This window comes from Nonomuraea sp. KM90, from assembly GCF_052246675.1.
Classification (GTDB): Bacteria; Actinomycetota; Actinomycetes; order Streptosporangiales; family Streptosporangiaceae; genus Nonomuraea.
In genome coordinates this window covers 1-15,863 of the sequence record NZ_JBQQCB010000111.1, presented here as the reverse complement: position 1 = coordinate 15,863, position 15,863 = coordinate 1, and the positions used below count along the sequence as shown (strand labels likewise).

Sequence of the window (15,863 nt, the reverse complement as noted above, 5' to 3'; positions counted from 1 at the left end):
CGCTGTGCGGACGACAGGCCTGCGCAAGGTCTTCGGGGAGCGGGCCGTGCTCGACGGGGTGGACCTGGACGTGCGGCGCGGGGAGTTCCTGGCGCTGCTCGGGGCGAGCGGCACCGGCAAGACCACGCTCCTGCGCATCCTGGCCGGGCTGGACGCGGCCAGCGGCGGGAGCGTGCTGGTGCCGCCGGTGCGCACGGTCGTCTTCCAGGAGCCGCGGCTCGTCCCGTCCAAGCGCGCCCTCGCCAACGTGATCATCGGGCAGGGCCGCGCCGCCCGCGCCAAGGGCCTGGCGGCCCTGGCCGAGGTGGGGCTGAGCAGCCACGCCGACGCCTGGCCCGCGACGCTCTCCGGCGGCGAGGCCCAGCGGGTCGCGCTGGCCAGAGCCCTGGTACGCGAGCCGGAGCTGCTCCTGCTCGACGAGCCGTTCGCCGCGCTGGACGCCCTGACCCGGCTGCACATGCAGGACCTGATCGCCGAGCTGTGCGCCCGGCACCGCCCGGCCGTGGTGTTGGTCACGCACGACGTGGAGGAAGCGATCCTGCTCGCCGACCGAATCGCGGTGCTGCGCGAGGGCAGGTTCGTCACGGACGTGCGGGTCGGACTCGACCGGCCGCGCGGCCGCACCGATCCCGACTTCGTCGAACTGCGCCGCCGGCTCCTCGCCGACCTGGGCGTGGACGCTCACGCGGGAGCGACGCCATGACGACCACGGATTGGATCCGCGAGAACGCCGCAGCGCTGACCGGGCTCGCCGACCGGATCTGGGCCTACGCCGAGCCGTCGCTGCGCGAATGGCGCTCCGCGCTGGCCACCGCCGAACTGCTGCGCGCGCACGGCTTCACGATCGCGTGGGGCACGGCCGGCCTGCCCGCCGCGTTCGTCGCCACCCACGGCGAGCGCGGGCCCGTGCTGGGGTTCAACGTCGAGTACGACGCCCTGCCGGGCCTGTCGCAGCGGGCCGGCGTCGCCCGGCACGAGCCGGTCGCGTTCGAGGGCGACGAGTACGCGCCCGCCTACGGCCCCGGCCACGGGTGCGGCCACAACACTCTGGCGGCGGCGTCGGCAGGCGCGGCCATCGCCGCCGCCAGGGCCCTCGGGAACCGGGCCACGATCAAGGTGTTCGCCTCCACCGGCGAGGAACAACTCGTCGGCAAGGCGTACGCGATGCGCGACGGCGCCTACGACGGGCTGGACGCCTTCCTCGACTGGCACCCCTCCCCCGTCACCGGCACCGGCTGGGGCGTCACCAGCGCCCTGTACTCGGCCACGTTCTCCTTCCTCGGCTCTCCCGGCCACGGCTCGAGCCCGCTGGGCACCCGCAGCGGCCTGGACGGCGCGCTGCTGCTGGCGGACATGATCGAGCGCCTGCGTGCCGGCAACGTCTCGCCTTCCGGCCGCATCAGCTACACGATCAGCGGCGGCGGCGCCCCCAACGTCACCCCCGACCTGCAGACGGTGTGGGTCTACGTCCGCGAGTCCGCGCACACCGCCACCAGGACCCTCTACGACAAGGTCGTGACCTGCGCCCACGCCGCCGCTGCCGGCAGCGGAACCCGGCTGGAGCACCGCCTGGTCACCGCCATCAGGCAGGGGCTCGGCAACCGGGCGGGCGCGGAGCTGCTGCACCACACGATGAGCGAGCTGGGGCCGCCCGCGTTCACCGATGCCGACCACGAGTTCGCGCTGCGGCTGCAGGCCGCGATCGGCCGGCCGCCCGCCGGCCTGGCGACCGAGATCCTGCCGCTGCGGCCGCCCGCCGGGCCGGACCTCGGCGTGCCGTCCAGCGACACCTCCGAGGTGAGCTGGACGGCGCCGCACCTCAGCCTGGTCGCGGCCGTGGTGCCGCTCGGGGTGCCCTTGCACTCGTGGGCGGCCACCGCCGCGACCGGCACCTCGATCGCGCACGCCGGGCTGCTGGCCGCCGCCCGCTACCTGGCCTCGGCGGCTGTCACGCTGGTCGAGCAGCCCGAGACGCTGGCGGCGGTCAAACAGGAGTTCGAGGCCCGCGAACGGGAGCCCGGGCCGCTGCCGGCCGACGGCGAGCCGCCGTACCACCTGCCGCCACCCGAGTTCCTCGACGAGACGGGCCAGTCACCGCGGCCTTCCCGGACGCCGCCCGTTTCCGCTGAACCCCTAGGAAAGATCTGACATGTCCGTCCTGCTCATCTCCGGCAGCCCATCGGCCGCCTCCCGCACCGTACGTCTGCTCGACCACCTGGCCGGGCGGCTGGGCCGGCCGGCCACGGTCCTGCGCCTTCGCGATCTGCCCGCAGAGGCCCTGGTGCACGGTGACACCACCCATCCCGGGCTGGCGCGGGCCACGGAGCAGGTGGCCGCGGCCGGTGCGATCATCGTCGCCACCCCGATCTACAAGGCGTCCTACACCGGGCTGCTGAAGGCGTTCCTGGACGTGCTGCCGCAGGGCGCGTTCGCCGGCAAGACCGTGGTGCCGGTGGCCACCGGGGGCACCGCGGCCCACCTGCTGGCCGTGGATTATGCCCTGCGGCCGGTGCTGAGCGTGCTCGGCGCGCGGCACGTCACGCGCGGCCTGTTCGTGCTGGACACCCAGATCGAGCCGCTGGCGCGGGAACTGCTCCCGCGCATCGACGCCCTGCTGGAAGAGGTTCCGCTGGAGGCTGCGGCATGACGACGCACAGCACCGCGCGCTTTCACGTGGTCCTGCCCACCAGGAGCCCCGCCCCCGCCGGATTGCCGGCTTTCGTCACCGATGTGCGGCCGGTGCTCGCCGATCCCGCCGGGCGGACCGCCGTGGCCGCGGACCTGTCCGGGTGGGCGGGCGCGCTCGTGCCCTTCGACCCTGACGGGCAGGAGTCCCTCACCGTCGCCGCCGGCGCCCTGCGCCGCACCCGCCACCTGCGTGTCGTCGCCGAGTTCCACCCGGCCGTGGCCACCCCGGTCTACGCGGCCAAACTGTCGGCATCCCTGCAGCGATTCGCCGCCGGACGGCTCGGCTGGCGGCTCGCCGTGGACCTGGACCCGGCCGTGGCCAGGGCGCAGGGCGACTTCCTGACCGGCGCGGCCCGGTTCGCCCGCGCCGACGAGTTCCTGACCGTGGCCAGGGGCGTCTGGGGCGGCGGAAGCCCGTTGGACTTCAAACGCGCCTTCTACGAGGTGGTCAAGGGCGGCTTCGGAGGGCCGCTGTCGTCCTCGCCCTTCCCCGAGGTGCACCTGTCGGGAACCTCGCCCGATGCCCTGGAGCTGTCGCGCCGCCACGCGGACGTGCACGTCTTCTCCGCCGGCGACGACCTGACCGCGCTCATCCCCGAACTGCCGGGCCTGCGCTACGGCGTGCACCTGTCCTCGATCGACGCCGCCGACGAGTACGCTGCGCTCGGGGTCACCGAGTTCTTCCTCCAGACCGAGGACGTCTACCACCTCGGCGAGCACGTGAAGGAGCGGGCTCTTGACCGTTGACATCTACTGGCGCATCCACATGGAGGGCGACCAGCCCTCGCTGCGCCGCCGCGTCCGCAGCCGCGGTGGTTTCACCGCCGGCGGCACCGCCCCGGGCACCAGGGACGGCCGGGACGACGGCTACAGCCACGCCGACTACATGGCCGAGGTCGCCAGAGCCGCCGAGGACAGCGGCTTCGTCGGCGGGCTGCTGCCGAACTTCCCGCACACCGACGACCCGTGGGCCGCCGCCGCGACGCTGGCCCACGAGACCACCTCGTACCGCTTCATGGTGGCCTTCCAGCCCGGGTTCCTGCACCCCGTCCAGGCCGCCCGGATGACGGCCACGCTGCAACGGGCCACCGGCGGCCGGATCGTCTACAACGTCATCTCCGGCGGCGGCGGTCCCGCGCAACTCTGGTGGGGCGACAAGGTGGACCACGACGACCGCTACGCGCGGACCTCGGAGTTCCTGGACGTGCTCAAGGGCGTCTGGCAGGGCGGGCCCACCCGCGGTCACACTCACCGGGGCCGCTTCTATCAGGTGGAGAACGCGGGACTGCCGGAGGAACTGGCCGGCCAGCCGTTCCCGGAGATCTTCTTCTCCGGCTCCTCCCCCGCCGCCATCGACGCCGCCGGCCGGCACGCCGACTACTACCTGTCGTGGCTGGAGCCGTTCGAAGCGCTGGCGGAGAAGTTCGACGTCGTGCGCGCGCACAGTGCCGCGCCGCCCCGCTTCGCCGTGCGGGTGGACCTGCTGGCCCGCGAGAGCGAGCAGGAGGCGTGGGCGGAGATCGAGGAGGGCTGGCAGGCCAGGCCGCGCGAGCGCGACCTCAGTGAGGGCGACTCCGTCGGCGTGCGACGCAGCCGCGCCTTTCTCGCCGGAGCCGGTGACGACCCCCGCGCCCTGGAGGTCGCTCCCAACGTGTGGGGCGGGTTCAGCCAGTTGCGCGACGGCCCCGCCTTCGGCCTGGTCGGCGACTACCACCAGGTCGCCGAACGCCTCGACCAGCTCCTGGACCTCGGCGTGGACGCCTTCATCCTGGCCGGGATCCCCCATCTCGAAGAGGCCCGCCGCGTGGGCCGCCACGTTTTGCCACTACTGAAAGGACGTACCTCATGACCACCAAAGTCGGCTTCTTCCCGCAGAACAACACGCTCTGGGTGGCCCGCAACCGTGACCTGGTGCACGGCGTCGAGTGGGTGGACCTGAACGCCCTCGGCCGGGGCGAGCGCGTCGATCCGACCAAGTCGCTCCCGTCCGCGCACGGCGACCACCTGTTCGACGGCGGCTACGACTTCATCGGCACCGGCTCCACTCCCCCGGTCACCGCCCAGGCCAAGGGCCACGACATCGTGTACGTGGCGATCTCCGGCCCGCGCGTCGAGAACGGCCGCCTGGTGGTGCGGGACGACTCGCCGATCGGCTCCGTGGCGGAGCTGAAGGGCAAGCGGGTGGCGCTCGGGCACGGCTCATGGCAGACCACGCTGCTGCTGCTGGCGCTGGAACAGGCCGGGCTCGGCTGGGGCGACATCGTCCCCGTGGACGCCTACGGCAACGCCGCCGAGCTGCTGGTGAACGGCGACGTGGACGCCTGGGTGGGCTCCTACCCGTACCTGACGCCGGTCGAGTCGCGCACCCGGACGCTCGTGGAGACCGACGGCCTGTTCAGCCACCGCTCGCTCTGGTTCACCCGCCGCGACTTCGCACGGGAGCGGCCCGAGGAACTGGCCAGGATCGTCACCGCGCTGCAGCAGGCGGACCGCTGGACAGAGGAGCACCCGCGCGAGGCCGCGGCCCTGTTCGACGGCGACCTCGACGCGTGGGAGTACGCGCTGCGCACCCGCCCATGGGGGCTGCACCCGGTCAGCGAGGAGTTCGTGGCCGAGCAGCAGCACGCCGCCGACCTGTTCCACGCCAACGGGCTCATCCAGCAGAAGATCACGGTCGCGAACGCCGTGCTTCCCGAGATCGGCGAGCTGGTGGCGCGAACCCGGTGATCCCGGCGTGCCGCTGCCCACGCGCCCTCCTGCAGCGTGGCCGCCGGGTCACCAGGTGCTTGTTTCCACGGTGACGGCCGGAACCAGCTCGTTGCGCAGTGCCTCCAGGAACGTGACAATTTCGGCGGCGACCGAGCGGTGCTGCAGGTCGTTGAGCAGTCGTGGTGGGCGCCGCGCACGACGGTGAGCCGTGCCTTCGGCAGCGTCTTGGCCGCCCGCGCGATCGCGTCCTGGTCCGCCAGCGGGTCGGCGTCCCCGACCAGCAGCAGGTGCGGGATCCCGGCAGCACTCGCGTATGCCGCGTCCATCAGGTCCTGGGGCACGGCGCCGGCCAGTGCGCCGCGCCGGGACACCCTCATTGTCGTCTACGGCGACGCGGACGCACCCCCGCATCAGGCGATCAACGTCCTGCGACAGCTCGGCTACTCCCGGGTGCACGCGCTGCTGGGCGGGCTCGACGGCTGGATCGTCTCCGGCGGCGAGATCTTCCAGGACGTCAACGTGCCCAGCAAGGCGTTCGGCGAGCTGGTCGAGTCGATCAGCCACACACCCTCCCTGATCGCACAGCACGTGCAGGCACTCATCGACTCCGGCGAGCCTCCCGTCATCGTCGACGCGCGCCGCTTCGACGAGTTCCACACCATGAGCACCCCCACCGCCACCAGCATTGCGCCTGCCGAAAACTCCATCCATGCAGTTCAAGCCGCGTGTGTGGTGCCGGATCAAGACCCGCCTGGTTGAGGATCTCCCGTGCCGTGGACGGTGCGACCACGATGCCGAGGGTGGTGAGCTCTGCGTGGATCCGCCGGTAACCCCAGTTGGGGTTCTCTCGGATCAGGCGCAGGATGAGGGCGCGGGTGGAGTGGACGGTGGGTGGGCGCCCGGGCCGCTTCGGGTGGACGAGGAGTCGCAGTCGGCGCAGGACCTCGCGCGGCAGCGAGGTGAGGAGGGCGGCAAGAAAGGCTCGGTCCTCGGGTGCGAATCTCACTCTGGTGTCGGCGCCGAGTTGGCGTTCAAGGACGGTGATCTGGCGGCGCAGAGCAAGCATCTCCACGTCCTGGTCCCGATCTCCCCTGGGCAGTAACCGCAGTGCGGCGAACGTGTTCGTGACAGTGAGGTAGGCCAGGCGGGTCGTACGTGCAGTGGGACCCGTACCGGATGTTGCTCCTGGGCGCGGTGCCGTTCTGGCTGCGCTCCTACTGTCGGATCCACCTCAATCTGTTCTCCCAGGGGCGCGGTCACCCGGCGTCGTCCCGATCGAACGCTGGGAAGAGCTGATCAGCAGGCATGTGGCGGACACCGCCGAGATCATTGGGGTGAGCACCCCCGCCGACGCGGGACGACATCGCGCGCTTCCTCCACGAGAACGCCAGGCCGTACGCACTCAGCCGGCATTGAGTGTCTGGCCTGGTGGGTGTCGGCGTGAACGGAGCCGCCACGTCCGAGAAGCCGCTCGGTTCCGCAGTAGGGCTCGAGAAGGAAAAGCGCGTGACTCCTGGCGACGCCGACGGGACGAGCTCAGGAGCGTCCGCGGCCGGTCAGCGCGTCACGGATGCGATCCACCAGCCCGGTCCCGGGAGCCAGCAACTTGTTGCCGGGCGGAGTGTCGGGCGCGGACGGGTGGGGACGGGTCGGCGCCACCTTCTTGGCCCGCTGCACCTTGCCGCCCAAGTCCACCAGTTGCTCCTGTGAGCAGGCCTGCCGCAGCCGAGGGAAGAGATCGTTCTCCTCTTCCTGGATGTGGTGGCGGATCTCCCGCATCAACCGTTCCATCGTCGGCCAGAACTCCGCGTCGCCCGGCTCCAGCCGCTCCAACTGCTTCATCGTCTCCTCGGCCTCGGCGTGCTCGGCGATCTCCTCGTCAACCAGCGCGTCACCGCCCTCGATGTGCTTCCGCGCGGCCGGGTACAGGTACGCCTCTTCGGCGACCGAGTGCCGTACCAGCTCGATGACCACCTTCTCGGCCAGCGTCTTGGCCCGCTCGCCGCCATCGCCGCTCATCTGCTCCAGCTCGGTGAACATCTCCTCCACCTCGCGATGGTCGGTCACGAGTACCGCGATCACGTCCTGCTGCTCAACCATCTCAAGGGCCCCTTTCCTGATGAGACATCGGCGGCACGGCTACCGGCCGGGGCCAGTACGGTGACCACGGCCCAGCCTCGGCGCCTTCCATCACATTCCCGGTGATGACGGCTGAAACATGCAGGATTTCGCCATGTTCCTGGTGACGGGGAGCAAGGATCGCGCTCCTGGGGTTGACCGCCTCGCCGTCCATTGCCTCTCAGGCACAGTCCGATCAGCCGTGGTGGAGCTGTCTGTTCGCGTTATTGCGCGGTCAGGGCCTGGCGTATCTGGGTGAGGACGGCTCGCAGGATCCGCGAGACATGCATCTGGGAGATGCCGAGCTCGCCGGCGATCTCCGCCTGGGATCGGTCTGCGCTGAAGCGCAGCAGCAGGGTGTGCTTCCCTCGGGGTGGGAGAGCGTCGATGAGCGGCTTGACGGCGCGGGCGTCGATCAGGGCGTCCATGAAGTGGCCGGGATCGGGGATACTCGGAGGCACTTTCCAGGCTCCCCTGGCGAATCTGTGGCGTCTCCCGACCGAGCGACACAACGTCGATCAGGAACGTCGGTGCTCGCCGCTAGCGTGACGTCCACGCCATCGAACACACCTACCACCGATCGAGCGAGGCCATCCGTGACACGTGCGACAGCGCAGGATTACCTGTGGTGGGAGGAATTCCGTGGCGGCCTTGGCCTCTCGGGGTTCTGTTTCACCCTCGTTGCTGGTCTGCAGCCCGCGGAGGTGTTGGAGCGCCTCGCGGTCAAACCGGACGAAGCCTTGCAGGCAGAGGGCTACATCGAGGTGGGCCCCTCTGAGGGTGGCTCGGTCATCGTCGAGCCTGCAGGCTATATGGGGATCATGCGCGACGCGGTTCACCCACTGTCTGCGGCTACTGTACTGGCCAGCGTTCACAACAACGTCGATCAGCACGCCAGGTTCATCTACGCCGTCGATGGAAAGGTGATCACTGGTCTCGACCCGATGTTCCCCGATGAGGCGCGCTGGGGTGCCGAACCGGACCGGCTCCTGCCACATCTGGAAGACCTCGGGCTTGTCGATGAGTTCGATGAGGATGACGAGGAATGGCAAGCGCCCCGTGGGCGGTTCGTCGAGGCGGCGTTGGCGCTGGCCGAACGTTGTACTGGCATCCGGCTGACACCTGAGCAGGTACGCGGCCCGCTGCCCTATGCAGCTTCCGTCGCGCACCTGTATGAAGTCCGGGACGGGCATGCTCCCGCGCTGGCCTGGTGATAGCACCTATCTGCGGCTCCAGGGCGCGCTCACGGTTCGAAGGCGGCTGCGACCGCGGGTGCCGGCGCGCTGCAGCCGCACGCGGATCTGAAGAGCGATGGCCTCAGGGCATGGCGTAGACACCGTCTACTCGGCACTGGTAGACAGTGTCTATGCATGAGGAGGACGCCGGGCTGCGTGCCCGCCTGATAGAGGTCGGCGTGGAGCTGGTGACCCGCGAGGGGACGCAGGCGCTGTCACTGCGTGAGATCGCCCGGCGGGCCGGAGTCTCGCACGGCGCGCCGCGCCGCTACTTCCCCACCCACCTGGAGCTGCTCTCCGCCATCGCCCGCGAGGGGTTCGCGGCTCTGGGCGCCGAGGTCGCCCGGGCGCTGGGCGACGGCCGGGCGGATCCGCGCGCGCAGCTGACGACGCTGGGCCGGGCATATCTCGGCTTCGCGCTGGCCAACCGCGGCATGTACGAGCTGATGTTCCGCCACGACCTGCTCGAGAGCAACCATCTGGGCCTGCGGGAAGCCAGCCTGCCGCTGTTCCACGTCGTGACGGATCTGCTGACCCGGGCGGGCCTGCGGCCGGGCGTGGACCCGCGGATCGCCGCGGGCGTGCTGTGGGCGAACGCGCACGGCATCGCCCAGCTGTGGGCCTGGGGCAGCCTGCAACTGACCACCGGATCGGCCGAGCTCGAACCGCTGCTGCGGGCCACCCTGGAGGCACACCTCGGGCCGGAACCGCGGTGAGGCCGGGACACCACCGCCACCTGACTCTGGCCGCCAGCGTCACAGGGGAGGTCATCGTCGCCCTCGACGGAACCGTGCTCACCATCGCCCAGCCCGCCCTGCAACGGGACCTGCACGCCTCGTTCGCACAGGTCCAGTGGACCAGCACCGGCTACCTCATCGCCGTGGCCGCCCTGCTCGTCCTCGCAGGCAGGCTCGGCGACCGCTACGGTCACCGGGAGGTCTTCGCCGCCGGGACCCTGGGCTTCGCCGCCACCTCGGCCGCTATCGCGCTGGCGCCCGGCATCGGCTGGATCGTCGGCCTGCGCATCGCCCAGGGACTTTTCGGCGCGCTGCTGCAACCGGCCACCCTCGGGATGCTGCGCGCCGCGTTCCCGGCCGACCGGCTCGCGATGGCCATCGCGGTACGCAGCGGCGCCATCGGCCTGGCGGCCGCCGCCGGCCCGCTCGTCGGCGGCGCGCTGACCGCCCACTTCGGCTGGCGCTCGGTGTTCCTCCTGAACGTCGCTCCCGCGCTCGCGATCGGCGTGGCCGCTCTGGCCGTCCGCATGCCGGCACCGCGCGACACCGGCGCGGTCTGTACCGGCGCTGGCGTCGGCACCGGCGCGGAAGCCGGTGCCGGTGCCAGCGCCGGTGGCCGCACTGCCCGGCTCGGCCTGACGGGCGCCTGCCTGCTGGCCGCGGCCCTGGCGTGCCTGGTCAACACCCTGGTGGAGGTACCGCGTACGGGATGGACCGTGGGCACCGCGCTCGGGCTGACCGCGGCCGTCGCGGCGGGCGGCGCATTCGTCCAGCACCAGCGGGTCGCCGCCCACCCGCTGATACCCCGGCATGTGCTCGCGTCGGGGGCGCTGACCGCGGCACTGGCCGTCCTGCTGGCGGCCTCCGCGGCGATGTTCGGGGCATTGTTCGTCGGCAGCTATTTCCTGCAGGAGGTCCTGGCGCTGGACCCGCTGCAGAGCGGGCTGCGCGTGCTGCCGCTGGCGGTGATGATGGTGGTCGGCGCGCCGGTCGCCGCCGTGCTGCTGCGCCGGCAGGGTCCCCGCCGGACGGCCCTGGCCGCGATGGCCCTGCTCAGCTCGGGAATGCTGCTGCTGGCCGGCGTGGATCGATCGGTGGCCTCACCGGCGATGGCGGTGGCGTTCCTCATGCTGGGCGCCGGATTCGGCACGGTGATGGTCACGGCGACGGCCGTCGTCGTGCAACAGGCGTCCGCCGACGACGCGGGGGTGTCCGGCGGGCTGAAGCAGACCATCATGAACATCGGCCCCGCGCTGGGCATCGCCCTGGCCACCACGTCGATCACGCTGATCGCGCCCGGCCTGGCCGGTGAGGTGGGATCGCGGTGGACGCCCGCGGCCTTCGGCGGCGCGATGGGGCCCACGCTGCTGCTTCTCGCGGCCGTCGCCGCGCTCGGCGTCCCGGCGGCGGCCAGGCTGCCCTCGCGCGCTGCCGCGTGACCTGAAGGGAGATCATGGAGGCCGGTGGCCGCGCAGGACCGGGAGCCCGGTCCCGCAGTTGAGGTGTGGCTGGACAGCCGACGCGGGTCATGGCCGCATCACCTCTGGGGGTCATCGATGAGCGGGTGCTCTTCGCCCCAGACGAGCATGGCGTACAGGATGCCGCTGAGGCTCTGTCCCTGCTCGGTGAGCTCGTAGACGACCCGCGGCGGCACCTCCGCGTGCACCGTACGGGTGAGGATCCGCTGGTTCTCCAGCGCGCGCAGCCGGTCGGTGAGGGTCTTGGCGCTGGGGTCCCCCAAGGCCGAGCGCAGCTCGCCGAACCGCTTGGGGCCGGTCAGCAGCTCCCGGATGATCAACGTCGTCCACTTGCCGTCGAGGACCTTGAGCGTGCGCTCGACGCCGCAACCCCGCTGAGAGGCGGCGGCCAGGCGAGCGGCGACGTCCACCGCATCGGTTTCCATACGGAAACAATATTTCGTTCTAGGTACTACTTCATTTGGGAAACTAATGTGCCGCTTCATGAGCAGATCAACCGTTGTCGTCCATGGAGCGACCGGCACCCAGGGAAGTCCCGTCGTCCGCCGTCTCCTCGCCGCGGGCCACCGTGTGCGTGCCGCCGTCCGCGACACCTCCGCGCGCGGCCTGCCCGCGGGCACCGAGGCGGTCTTCGCGGATCTGTCGGTTCCCGCGTCCCTGACCGACGCCTACGCCGGGGCCGATGCGGTCGTCGTGCAGCTACCGCTGGTCTTCGCCGCCGAGGCGGCCGTACCGCAGGCCGAGGCGGTGCTGGCCGCGCTCAAGGGTTCCAGGGTGTCGCGGGCGGTGTTCAACACGGGCGGCCCACCGGCCCTCGAGCCCACGGGGGTGCCCTTCGTGGATGCCCGGGCGCTGCTGGCCGCCGAGCTGCAGGGGGTCGTGGACGTCGCCACCGTGGTCGGGCCGGCGTTCACGTACATGGAGAATCTGGCGGCCCCCTGGTCGCTGCCGCGCGTGGCCGCCGGGGAGATCGCCTACCCGCTGCCGGTACCCTGGCTCGCGGCCGGCGACCTGGCGGGCGTCATCGCCGGGCTCGTCACCGATCCGGCCCCGCCGCCGCTGCGGATCATGGCCGGCCCGCGGGCGCTGACCGGCGGCCAGGTAGCCGGGGAGCTCACCGCGGCGCTGGGGCGCGAGGTGCGGTGGCGGACCGTCGAACCGGACGAGTACGCCCGGATGATGGGCCCGTTCACCGGCGAGGAGGCCGCCGCGGGCGTCGCCGCCGCCTACACTCCGCCCTCGCCGGGAACGCCGCCGCCTCCTGCCCCGGACCCGGCGGTGATCAGGACCGGGACGACGACCGTGCGTGAATGGGCCACGCGCCAGGACTGGCGCTTCTGAGCCTTGGCAGTCAGCCAGGTCAGACGAGTGACCCGGCCTCAGCGGGCGGCGGCCGGGGACCTGAGTCTCATCGGGAAGCAGGGCGAACGCGTGCGGCCTGATGATCGGCCGTGCTCCTTCGCCTGGACTGTCACACCGTCACGAACACTTTCCCCGCGTCGCCGGCGCACTCGCCCCCCAGTTCGGCGAGCGCGGTGCCGATCTCGGCCAGCGGCCGAGCCGGTCGATGGCGCGATCAATCGCGGAGGCGTGGGCGCGGTGGGTGTGTGTGTGGGGGGTGGGCCGTGCGCTGGGTGGCCAGGAAGGCGTCGGCGGCCGCGGCGAGAGTGACGTGCCCGCCGCGCAGAGCGGCGACCTTCGGCACAGCGCTCAAGCCGGCCGCCGCGCGACGTCGGTGGTGATGTACCGGACAACGTGCCGGAGTCGAGCACCGCGGCGGCGAGGAGCTCTCGTGGTCGCCGGACCGGGCCGCCGTGATCGCTCATGTACGGGATAACCGGCCGTCATCACGTACTGGGCTTGAGCTCGCCAGAGCCGGCCGACGTCGGTCTGCGTCGACGCCGGTGCCCGACCACGACAGCCGGACCGGCTCGATTTTTCCGCGGCCGAGCAGGTGCTCGCCGGTCAGCCGGATGATGGCGCCTTCGATGAGCGGTAGCTCCATGTCGTGGGCGATCCACGCTGCCCGGCGGGTCAGCTTGGGACGCAGCCGGTCCGATGGTCATCGTGGGTTGGCAAGCGAAGTTGCTGGCCAGCCGTTTGGAGTCCTGTCAGGCACGTCATGCACGTAGACCGCGCGAAGGTGTGCGAGCGTGATCGATCAGCGATGGGCTGTTGCGATGAGGCGTCGCAGTGCCGCGTGGGCGGGTGGGCCCCACGTGGCCTTGCCGCCGGGCCGGCCGCGGACACCGGCTTCTCCGACGTGGATGCCGCCGAGAGCGCGACGTACTGCCCATCCGCGGGCGCGGCGCAGGGTCGCGGCGTCCGGGGCCGGCTGGTAGGCGGCATGGAAGCGGTCGGCGGCGCCGTCCGGCAGCAGGCTCCAGGCGGCGGCGAGGTCGCCGGCCGGATCGCCCGCGAAGAGGTCACCGAAGTCGATCACGCCGCAGAGGGTGCCGTCCGCGGTGAGGACGTTGGCCGGATGCAGGTCGCCGTGGAGCCAGAGCGCCGGGCCTGTCCAGTCGGGCGCGGCGACGGCGTCGTCCCAGACCGCGCGTACGGCGTCCGGGTCGGGAATCAACCCCATCTCGGTAGCCGAGGCGAGCCCCTTGAGGAACCCCTCGGAGTAGTCGGCCAGCGACCCTCCGCGGTCCCGGCCGACGGGTGCCTGTTCGGGGGCGGGTTGGTGCAGTGCCGTCAGGAAGGCGGCCAGGGCGTCGGCCGCCTCCGCGCCGCGCGTGACGGGGGCGCGGTCGGCGGGCTCTCCCGGCACCCAGGTGGTGACGATCCAGGGACGCGGGAACAGCGCGGAGGGCTCGCCGAGGCGTTGCGGGACGGGAACCGGCAGCGGGAGGCGCGGGGCGAGAGCGGGCAGCCAGGTGAGTTCCTTGAGCAGCAGCTCGTCCGCGGACTCCGTCGCCCAGGGCAACCGGACGGCCAGGTCGTCGCCGAGCCGCCACAGCTGGTTGTCCCAGCCCCGCGCGCCGAGACTCACCGGGCGATCAGCCAGGTCGGGGTGCTGGTCACGCAGCAGATCCCGCACCAGCTCCGCGGTGATCTCGATCTCGGTGTGCGTCATGCGGAGCAACATTAGCCGGATGGCGGCCCGCCCGTTTTCTCCCCGGTGCGAGGATTTCAGACCAGGAGACCCAGGGTTTCGGGTGCCTGCCAGGCCGTCTGCTGCCGCTCAGGATCGGCTTCTTGCGGCGAGAACTCGTTGATCAGGTCGGCGAGGGCTTGCCGGTCCTGCGCGGGCAACTCCTGCAGGAGGAAGGCCACCGGCTCGATCGCCTCCGTCCTGGCCGCGGGCGTGATGGCGTTGTGTCGTCGCTGAGGTCCAGCCTGATGACGACCTCGGTGAGGGCCTTGGCGAGGGTGCGTTCGAGCGGGGGTGATGACGGGTTCTTGGCCGATCGTGGGTGTGCGGCGTGTCCGGGGACGGCTGCCTTGACGCGATGACGGTCCCGCTCAGCCCGCCGCCGGCCGCTTGTCGCGTCCTATCCGACCTTGAGGGCCAGCTTCCCCACATAGTGATCGTTCAGGGCGCGATGCGCATCCTTGACTCGCTCCATCGGGAAGGTCCGGGCGACGTGGACCTCGAAGGAGCTCGCCTCAATGATCGCGTTCAGCCGATCGGTGGCGGTGCGGTCCCCGTCGTAGTAGGACACCGTCGCGTCCGGCGGCGTCACAGGCACGGGCACGCAACCGTTCGGCCAGGCGATCCGTCCCGAACTCTTGATCGCGCGAAGAGACCGTTCGGCGGTCTCGCCTCCCACCGTGACCAGAGCCCCATCGAGCCCGCCTGGCGCGAACTCGAAGGCCGCAGCCAGCACATCGACTTTGCGACCGTCGATGACGGCGTCGGCACCCAGCCGCCTGGCCAGGGCGACACCGTCGTCGCCGGAAGCCACGGCCAGCACTCGGATGCCGCTGTGCCGCGCCAACTGCACGGCCTGGTGGCCGATGCCCCCGCTGGCCCCGAAGACCATGAGCGTCTCGTCCGGTCGCAGGCCGAGCAGATCGAGACCGCTCAGTGCGGTCAGAGCATCCCACGCCATCGCGCCGGCCTGTTCGGTCGGCAGCCGGTCGGGTACGCGCGCCACGAACTCCGCCTCGACGACGGCGTACTCGGCGTAGGCGCCGCCACGTGGCAAAGGCATCGTCGAAGCGTAGACGCGCTCGCCCACGTCGAACCGGGTGACGTTACGTCCGACCGCGGCCACCGTGCCCGCCGCGTCCCAGCCGAGGACGTAGGGAAAGGTCGACGGGATGCCGAAAGCGCCGTCGTAGTCCCCCTCCCGCTCGACCGCGTCCCAGGACCCGACCCCTGCGAACTCCACCCGGATGAGAACATCGTCGTCGCCGACCTCTGGGAGCGGTATCCGGCGCGGCGAGAGTTCGTCGACTCCGCCGAACCGGTCAAGGACGACCGCGTTCATCTGCGGCACCACGATCGCGCCGCCCGCTGTGCGCTCGACTCTGCTGTCCATCGACCCTCCTCGTTTACTTGAGTGAATCAAGGATCATTGGACCACAGCTATTTGAGCGAATCAAGTAACTCCTCTAAGCTGGGGGTCATGGCGCTGCCGAACGGACCCGTAGCCACCTCGTCCGAGGCCGAGGCCGCCTTGTTCGACCTGGTGGACGTATATGACCGCGCCTACGAGGCGGCCGCGGCCGAGCTGTCGCTCAGCGCGGCGCAGGCATGTGTGCTCGGGCGACTCGACGAGCGGCGCGGTATGGGCGCCCTGGCCGAGGAGCTCGGCTGCGATGCCTCCAACATCACCCAGATCGTCGCGCGTCTCGAAGCGCTCGGCCTCGTGACCCGCGAACCGAATCCCCGGGACCGCCGCGCACGCCTCGTCGCGCGAACCCCCCGCGGAGACGAGATCAACCAC

The 15,863-nt window shown here is 71.4% G+C and carries 19 protein-coding genes and 1 pseudogene; 12 read left to right on the top strand and 8 right to left on the bottom strand.

All coding sequences use genetic code 11. From position 1 onward, the window contains the following. Positions 1-4: 4 nt before the first annotated feature. From ACTWPW_RS50635 to ACTWPW_RS50605, 7 genes are all read left to right on the top strand, one after another. Positions 5-703, top strand: coding sequence for an ABC transporter ATP-binding protein (locus tag ACTWPW_RS50635; protein WP_375118679.1), 699 nt, complete (start codon positions 5-7; stop codon positions 701-703). After that, positions 700-2,148 carry a hypothetical protein gene (locus ACTWPW_RS50630; RefSeq protein WP_443173083.1) on the top strand — a complete coding sequence of 483 codons (1,449 nt, stop codon included), beginning with the start codon at positions 700-702 and terminating at the stop codon, positions 2,146-2,148. Before ACTWPW_RS50635 ends, ACTWPW_RS50630 begins: the two co-directional genes overlap by 4 nt. Position 2,149: 1 nt before the next feature. Continuing rightward, positions 2,150-2,647 carry an NADPH-dependent FMN reductase gene (ssuE, locus tag ACTWPW_RS50625; protein ID WP_443173082.1) on the top strand — a complete coding sequence of 166 codons (498 nt, stop codon included), beginning with the start codon at positions 2,150-2,152 and terminating at the stop codon, positions 2,645-2,647. Beyond that, a complete protein-coding gene (locus tag ACTWPW_RS50620) occupies positions 2,644-3,435 on the top strand; it encodes an LLM class flavin-dependent oxidoreductase (RefSeq protein ID WP_443173081.1) in 792 nt (263 codons plus the stop codon). The genes ssuE and ACTWPW_RS50620 overlap by 4 nt, the downstream gene beginning before the upstream one ends. Beyond that, positions 3,425-4,537 carry an LLM class flavin-dependent oxidoreductase gene (locus ACTWPW_RS50615; RefSeq protein WP_443173080.1) on the top strand — a complete coding sequence of 371 codons (1,113 nt, stop codon included), beginning with the start codon at positions 3,425-3,427 and terminating at the stop codon, positions 4,535-4,537. Before ACTWPW_RS50620 ends, ACTWPW_RS50615 begins: the two co-directional genes overlap by 11 nt. Continuing rightward, positions 4,534-5,415 carry an ABC transporter substrate-binding protein gene (locus ACTWPW_RS50610; protein WP_443173079.1) on the top strand — a complete coding sequence of 294 codons (882 nt, stop codon included), beginning with the start codon at positions 4,534-4,536 and terminating at the stop codon, positions 5,413-5,415. The genes ACTWPW_RS50615 and ACTWPW_RS50610 overlap by 4 nt, the downstream gene beginning before the upstream one ends. Before the next feature lie 138 nt (positions 5,416-5,553). Beyond that, a complete protein-coding gene (locus ACTWPW_RS50605) occupies positions 5,554-6,156 on the top strand; it encodes a hypothetical protein (protein WP_443173078.1) in 603 nt (200 codons plus the stop codon). Between the two features lie 10 nt (positions 6,157-6,166). On the opposite strand, the pseudogene ACTWPW_RS50600 reads toward ACTWPW_RS50605, so the two are convergent. The 3 genes and pseudogenes from ACTWPW_RS50600 to ACTWPW_RS50590 all read right to left on the bottom strand — a co-directional run. Beyond that, positions 6,167-6,463, bottom strand: a pseudogene (locus ACTWPW_RS50600) (hypothetical protein); the annotation flags it as partial. 470 nt (positions 6,464-6,933) lie between these two features. Further along, on the bottom strand, positions 6,934-7,497 hold the full coding sequence (locus tag ACTWPW_RS50595) for a hemerythrin domain-containing protein (RefSeq protein WP_375118672.1): 564 nt from the start codon (positions 7,495-7,497) through the stop codon (positions 6,934-6,936). Between the two features lie 242 nt (positions 7,498-7,739). Beyond that, on the bottom strand, positions 7,740-7,976 hold the full coding sequence (locus ACTWPW_RS50590; protein WP_375118671.1) for a sigma-70 family RNA polymerase sigma factor: 237 nt from the start codon (positions 7,974-7,976) through the stop codon (positions 7,740-7,742). Positions 7,977-8,111: 135 nt separating this feature from the next. Between ACTWPW_RS50590 and ACTWPW_RS50585 the strand changes: the two genes are divergently transcribed. The 3 genes from ACTWPW_RS50585 to ACTWPW_RS50575 all read left to right on the top strand — a co-directional run bounded on the left by ACTWPW_RS50585 (position 8,112) and on the right by ACTWPW_RS50575 (position 10,926). After that, positions 8,112-8,729: a DUF6461 domain-containing protein gene (locus tag ACTWPW_RS50585; RefSeq protein WP_443173077.1), complete on the top strand. Its 618-nt coding sequence runs from the start codon at positions 8,112-8,114 to the stop codon at positions 8,727-8,729. A 152-nt stretch (positions 8,730-8,881) separates the two neighbouring features. Further along, complete coding sequence (locus tag ACTWPW_RS50580) at positions 8,882-9,466, top strand: TetR/AcrR family transcriptional regulator (RefSeq protein ID WP_364135528.1); 585 nt, start codon at positions 8,882-8,884, stop codon at positions 9,464-9,466. Further along, entirely contained in the window at positions 9,463-10,926 is a 1,464-nt protein-coding gene (locus tag ACTWPW_RS50575) for an MFS transporter (RefSeq protein ID WP_443173076.1), read from the top strand. Before ACTWPW_RS50580 ends, ACTWPW_RS50575 begins: the two co-directional genes overlap by 4 nt. A gap of 98 nt (positions 10,927-11,024) precedes the next feature. Here the strand turns inward: ACTWPW_RS50575 and ACTWPW_RS50570 are convergent, their stop codons facing one another. Continuing rightward, positions 11,025-11,390: a winged helix-turn-helix transcriptional regulator gene (locus ACTWPW_RS50570; RefSeq protein WP_375118668.1), complete on the bottom strand. Its 366-nt coding sequence runs from the start codon at positions 11,388-11,390 to the stop codon at positions 11,025-11,027. A gap of 58 nt (positions 11,391-11,448) precedes the next feature. Here ACTWPW_RS50570 and ACTWPW_RS50565 point away from each other — a divergent pair, with 58 nt between their 5' ends. Then, positions 11,449-12,306: an NmrA family NAD(P)-binding protein gene (locus ACTWPW_RS50565; protein ID WP_443173075.1), complete on the top strand. Its 858-nt coding sequence runs from the start codon at positions 11,449-11,451 to the stop codon at positions 12,304-12,306. A gap of 481 nt (positions 12,307-12,787) precedes the next feature. On the opposite strand, the gene ACTWPW_RS50560 is transcribed toward ACTWPW_RS50565, so the two are convergent. The 4 genes from ACTWPW_RS50560 to ACTWPW_RS50545 form a co-directional block, all read right to left on the bottom strand. Continuing rightward, a complete protein-coding gene (locus ACTWPW_RS50560; protein ID WP_443173074.1) occupies positions 12,788-12,970 on the bottom strand; it encodes a hypothetical protein in 183 nt (60 codons plus the stop codon). A 156-nt stretch (positions 12,971-13,126) separates the two neighbouring features. Further along, on the bottom strand, positions 13,127-14,044 hold the full coding sequence (locus tag ACTWPW_RS50555; RefSeq protein WP_443173073.1) for an aminoglycoside phosphotransferase family protein: 918 nt from the start codon (positions 14,042-14,044) through the stop codon (positions 13,127-13,129). A gap of 56 nt (positions 14,045-14,100) precedes the next feature. Then, complete coding sequence (locus tag ACTWPW_RS50550) at positions 14,101-14,244, bottom strand: hypothetical protein (protein ID WP_443173072.1); 144 nt, start codon at positions 14,242-14,244, stop codon at positions 14,101-14,103. Positions 14,245-14,462: 218 nt separating this feature from the next. Further along, entirely contained in the window at positions 14,463-15,455 is a 993-nt protein-coding gene (locus ACTWPW_RS50545; RefSeq protein ID WP_443173071.1) for a quinone oxidoreductase family protein, read from the bottom strand. A gap of 87 nt (positions 15,456-15,542) precedes the next feature. On the opposite strand from ACTWPW_RS50545, the gene ACTWPW_RS50540 reads away from it, so the two are divergent. Then, positions 15,543-15,863 (top strand): MarR family winged helix-turn-helix transcriptional regulator (locus ACTWPW_RS50540; RefSeq protein WP_443173070.1); only part of this gene is annotated, 321 nt, incomplete at its 3' end.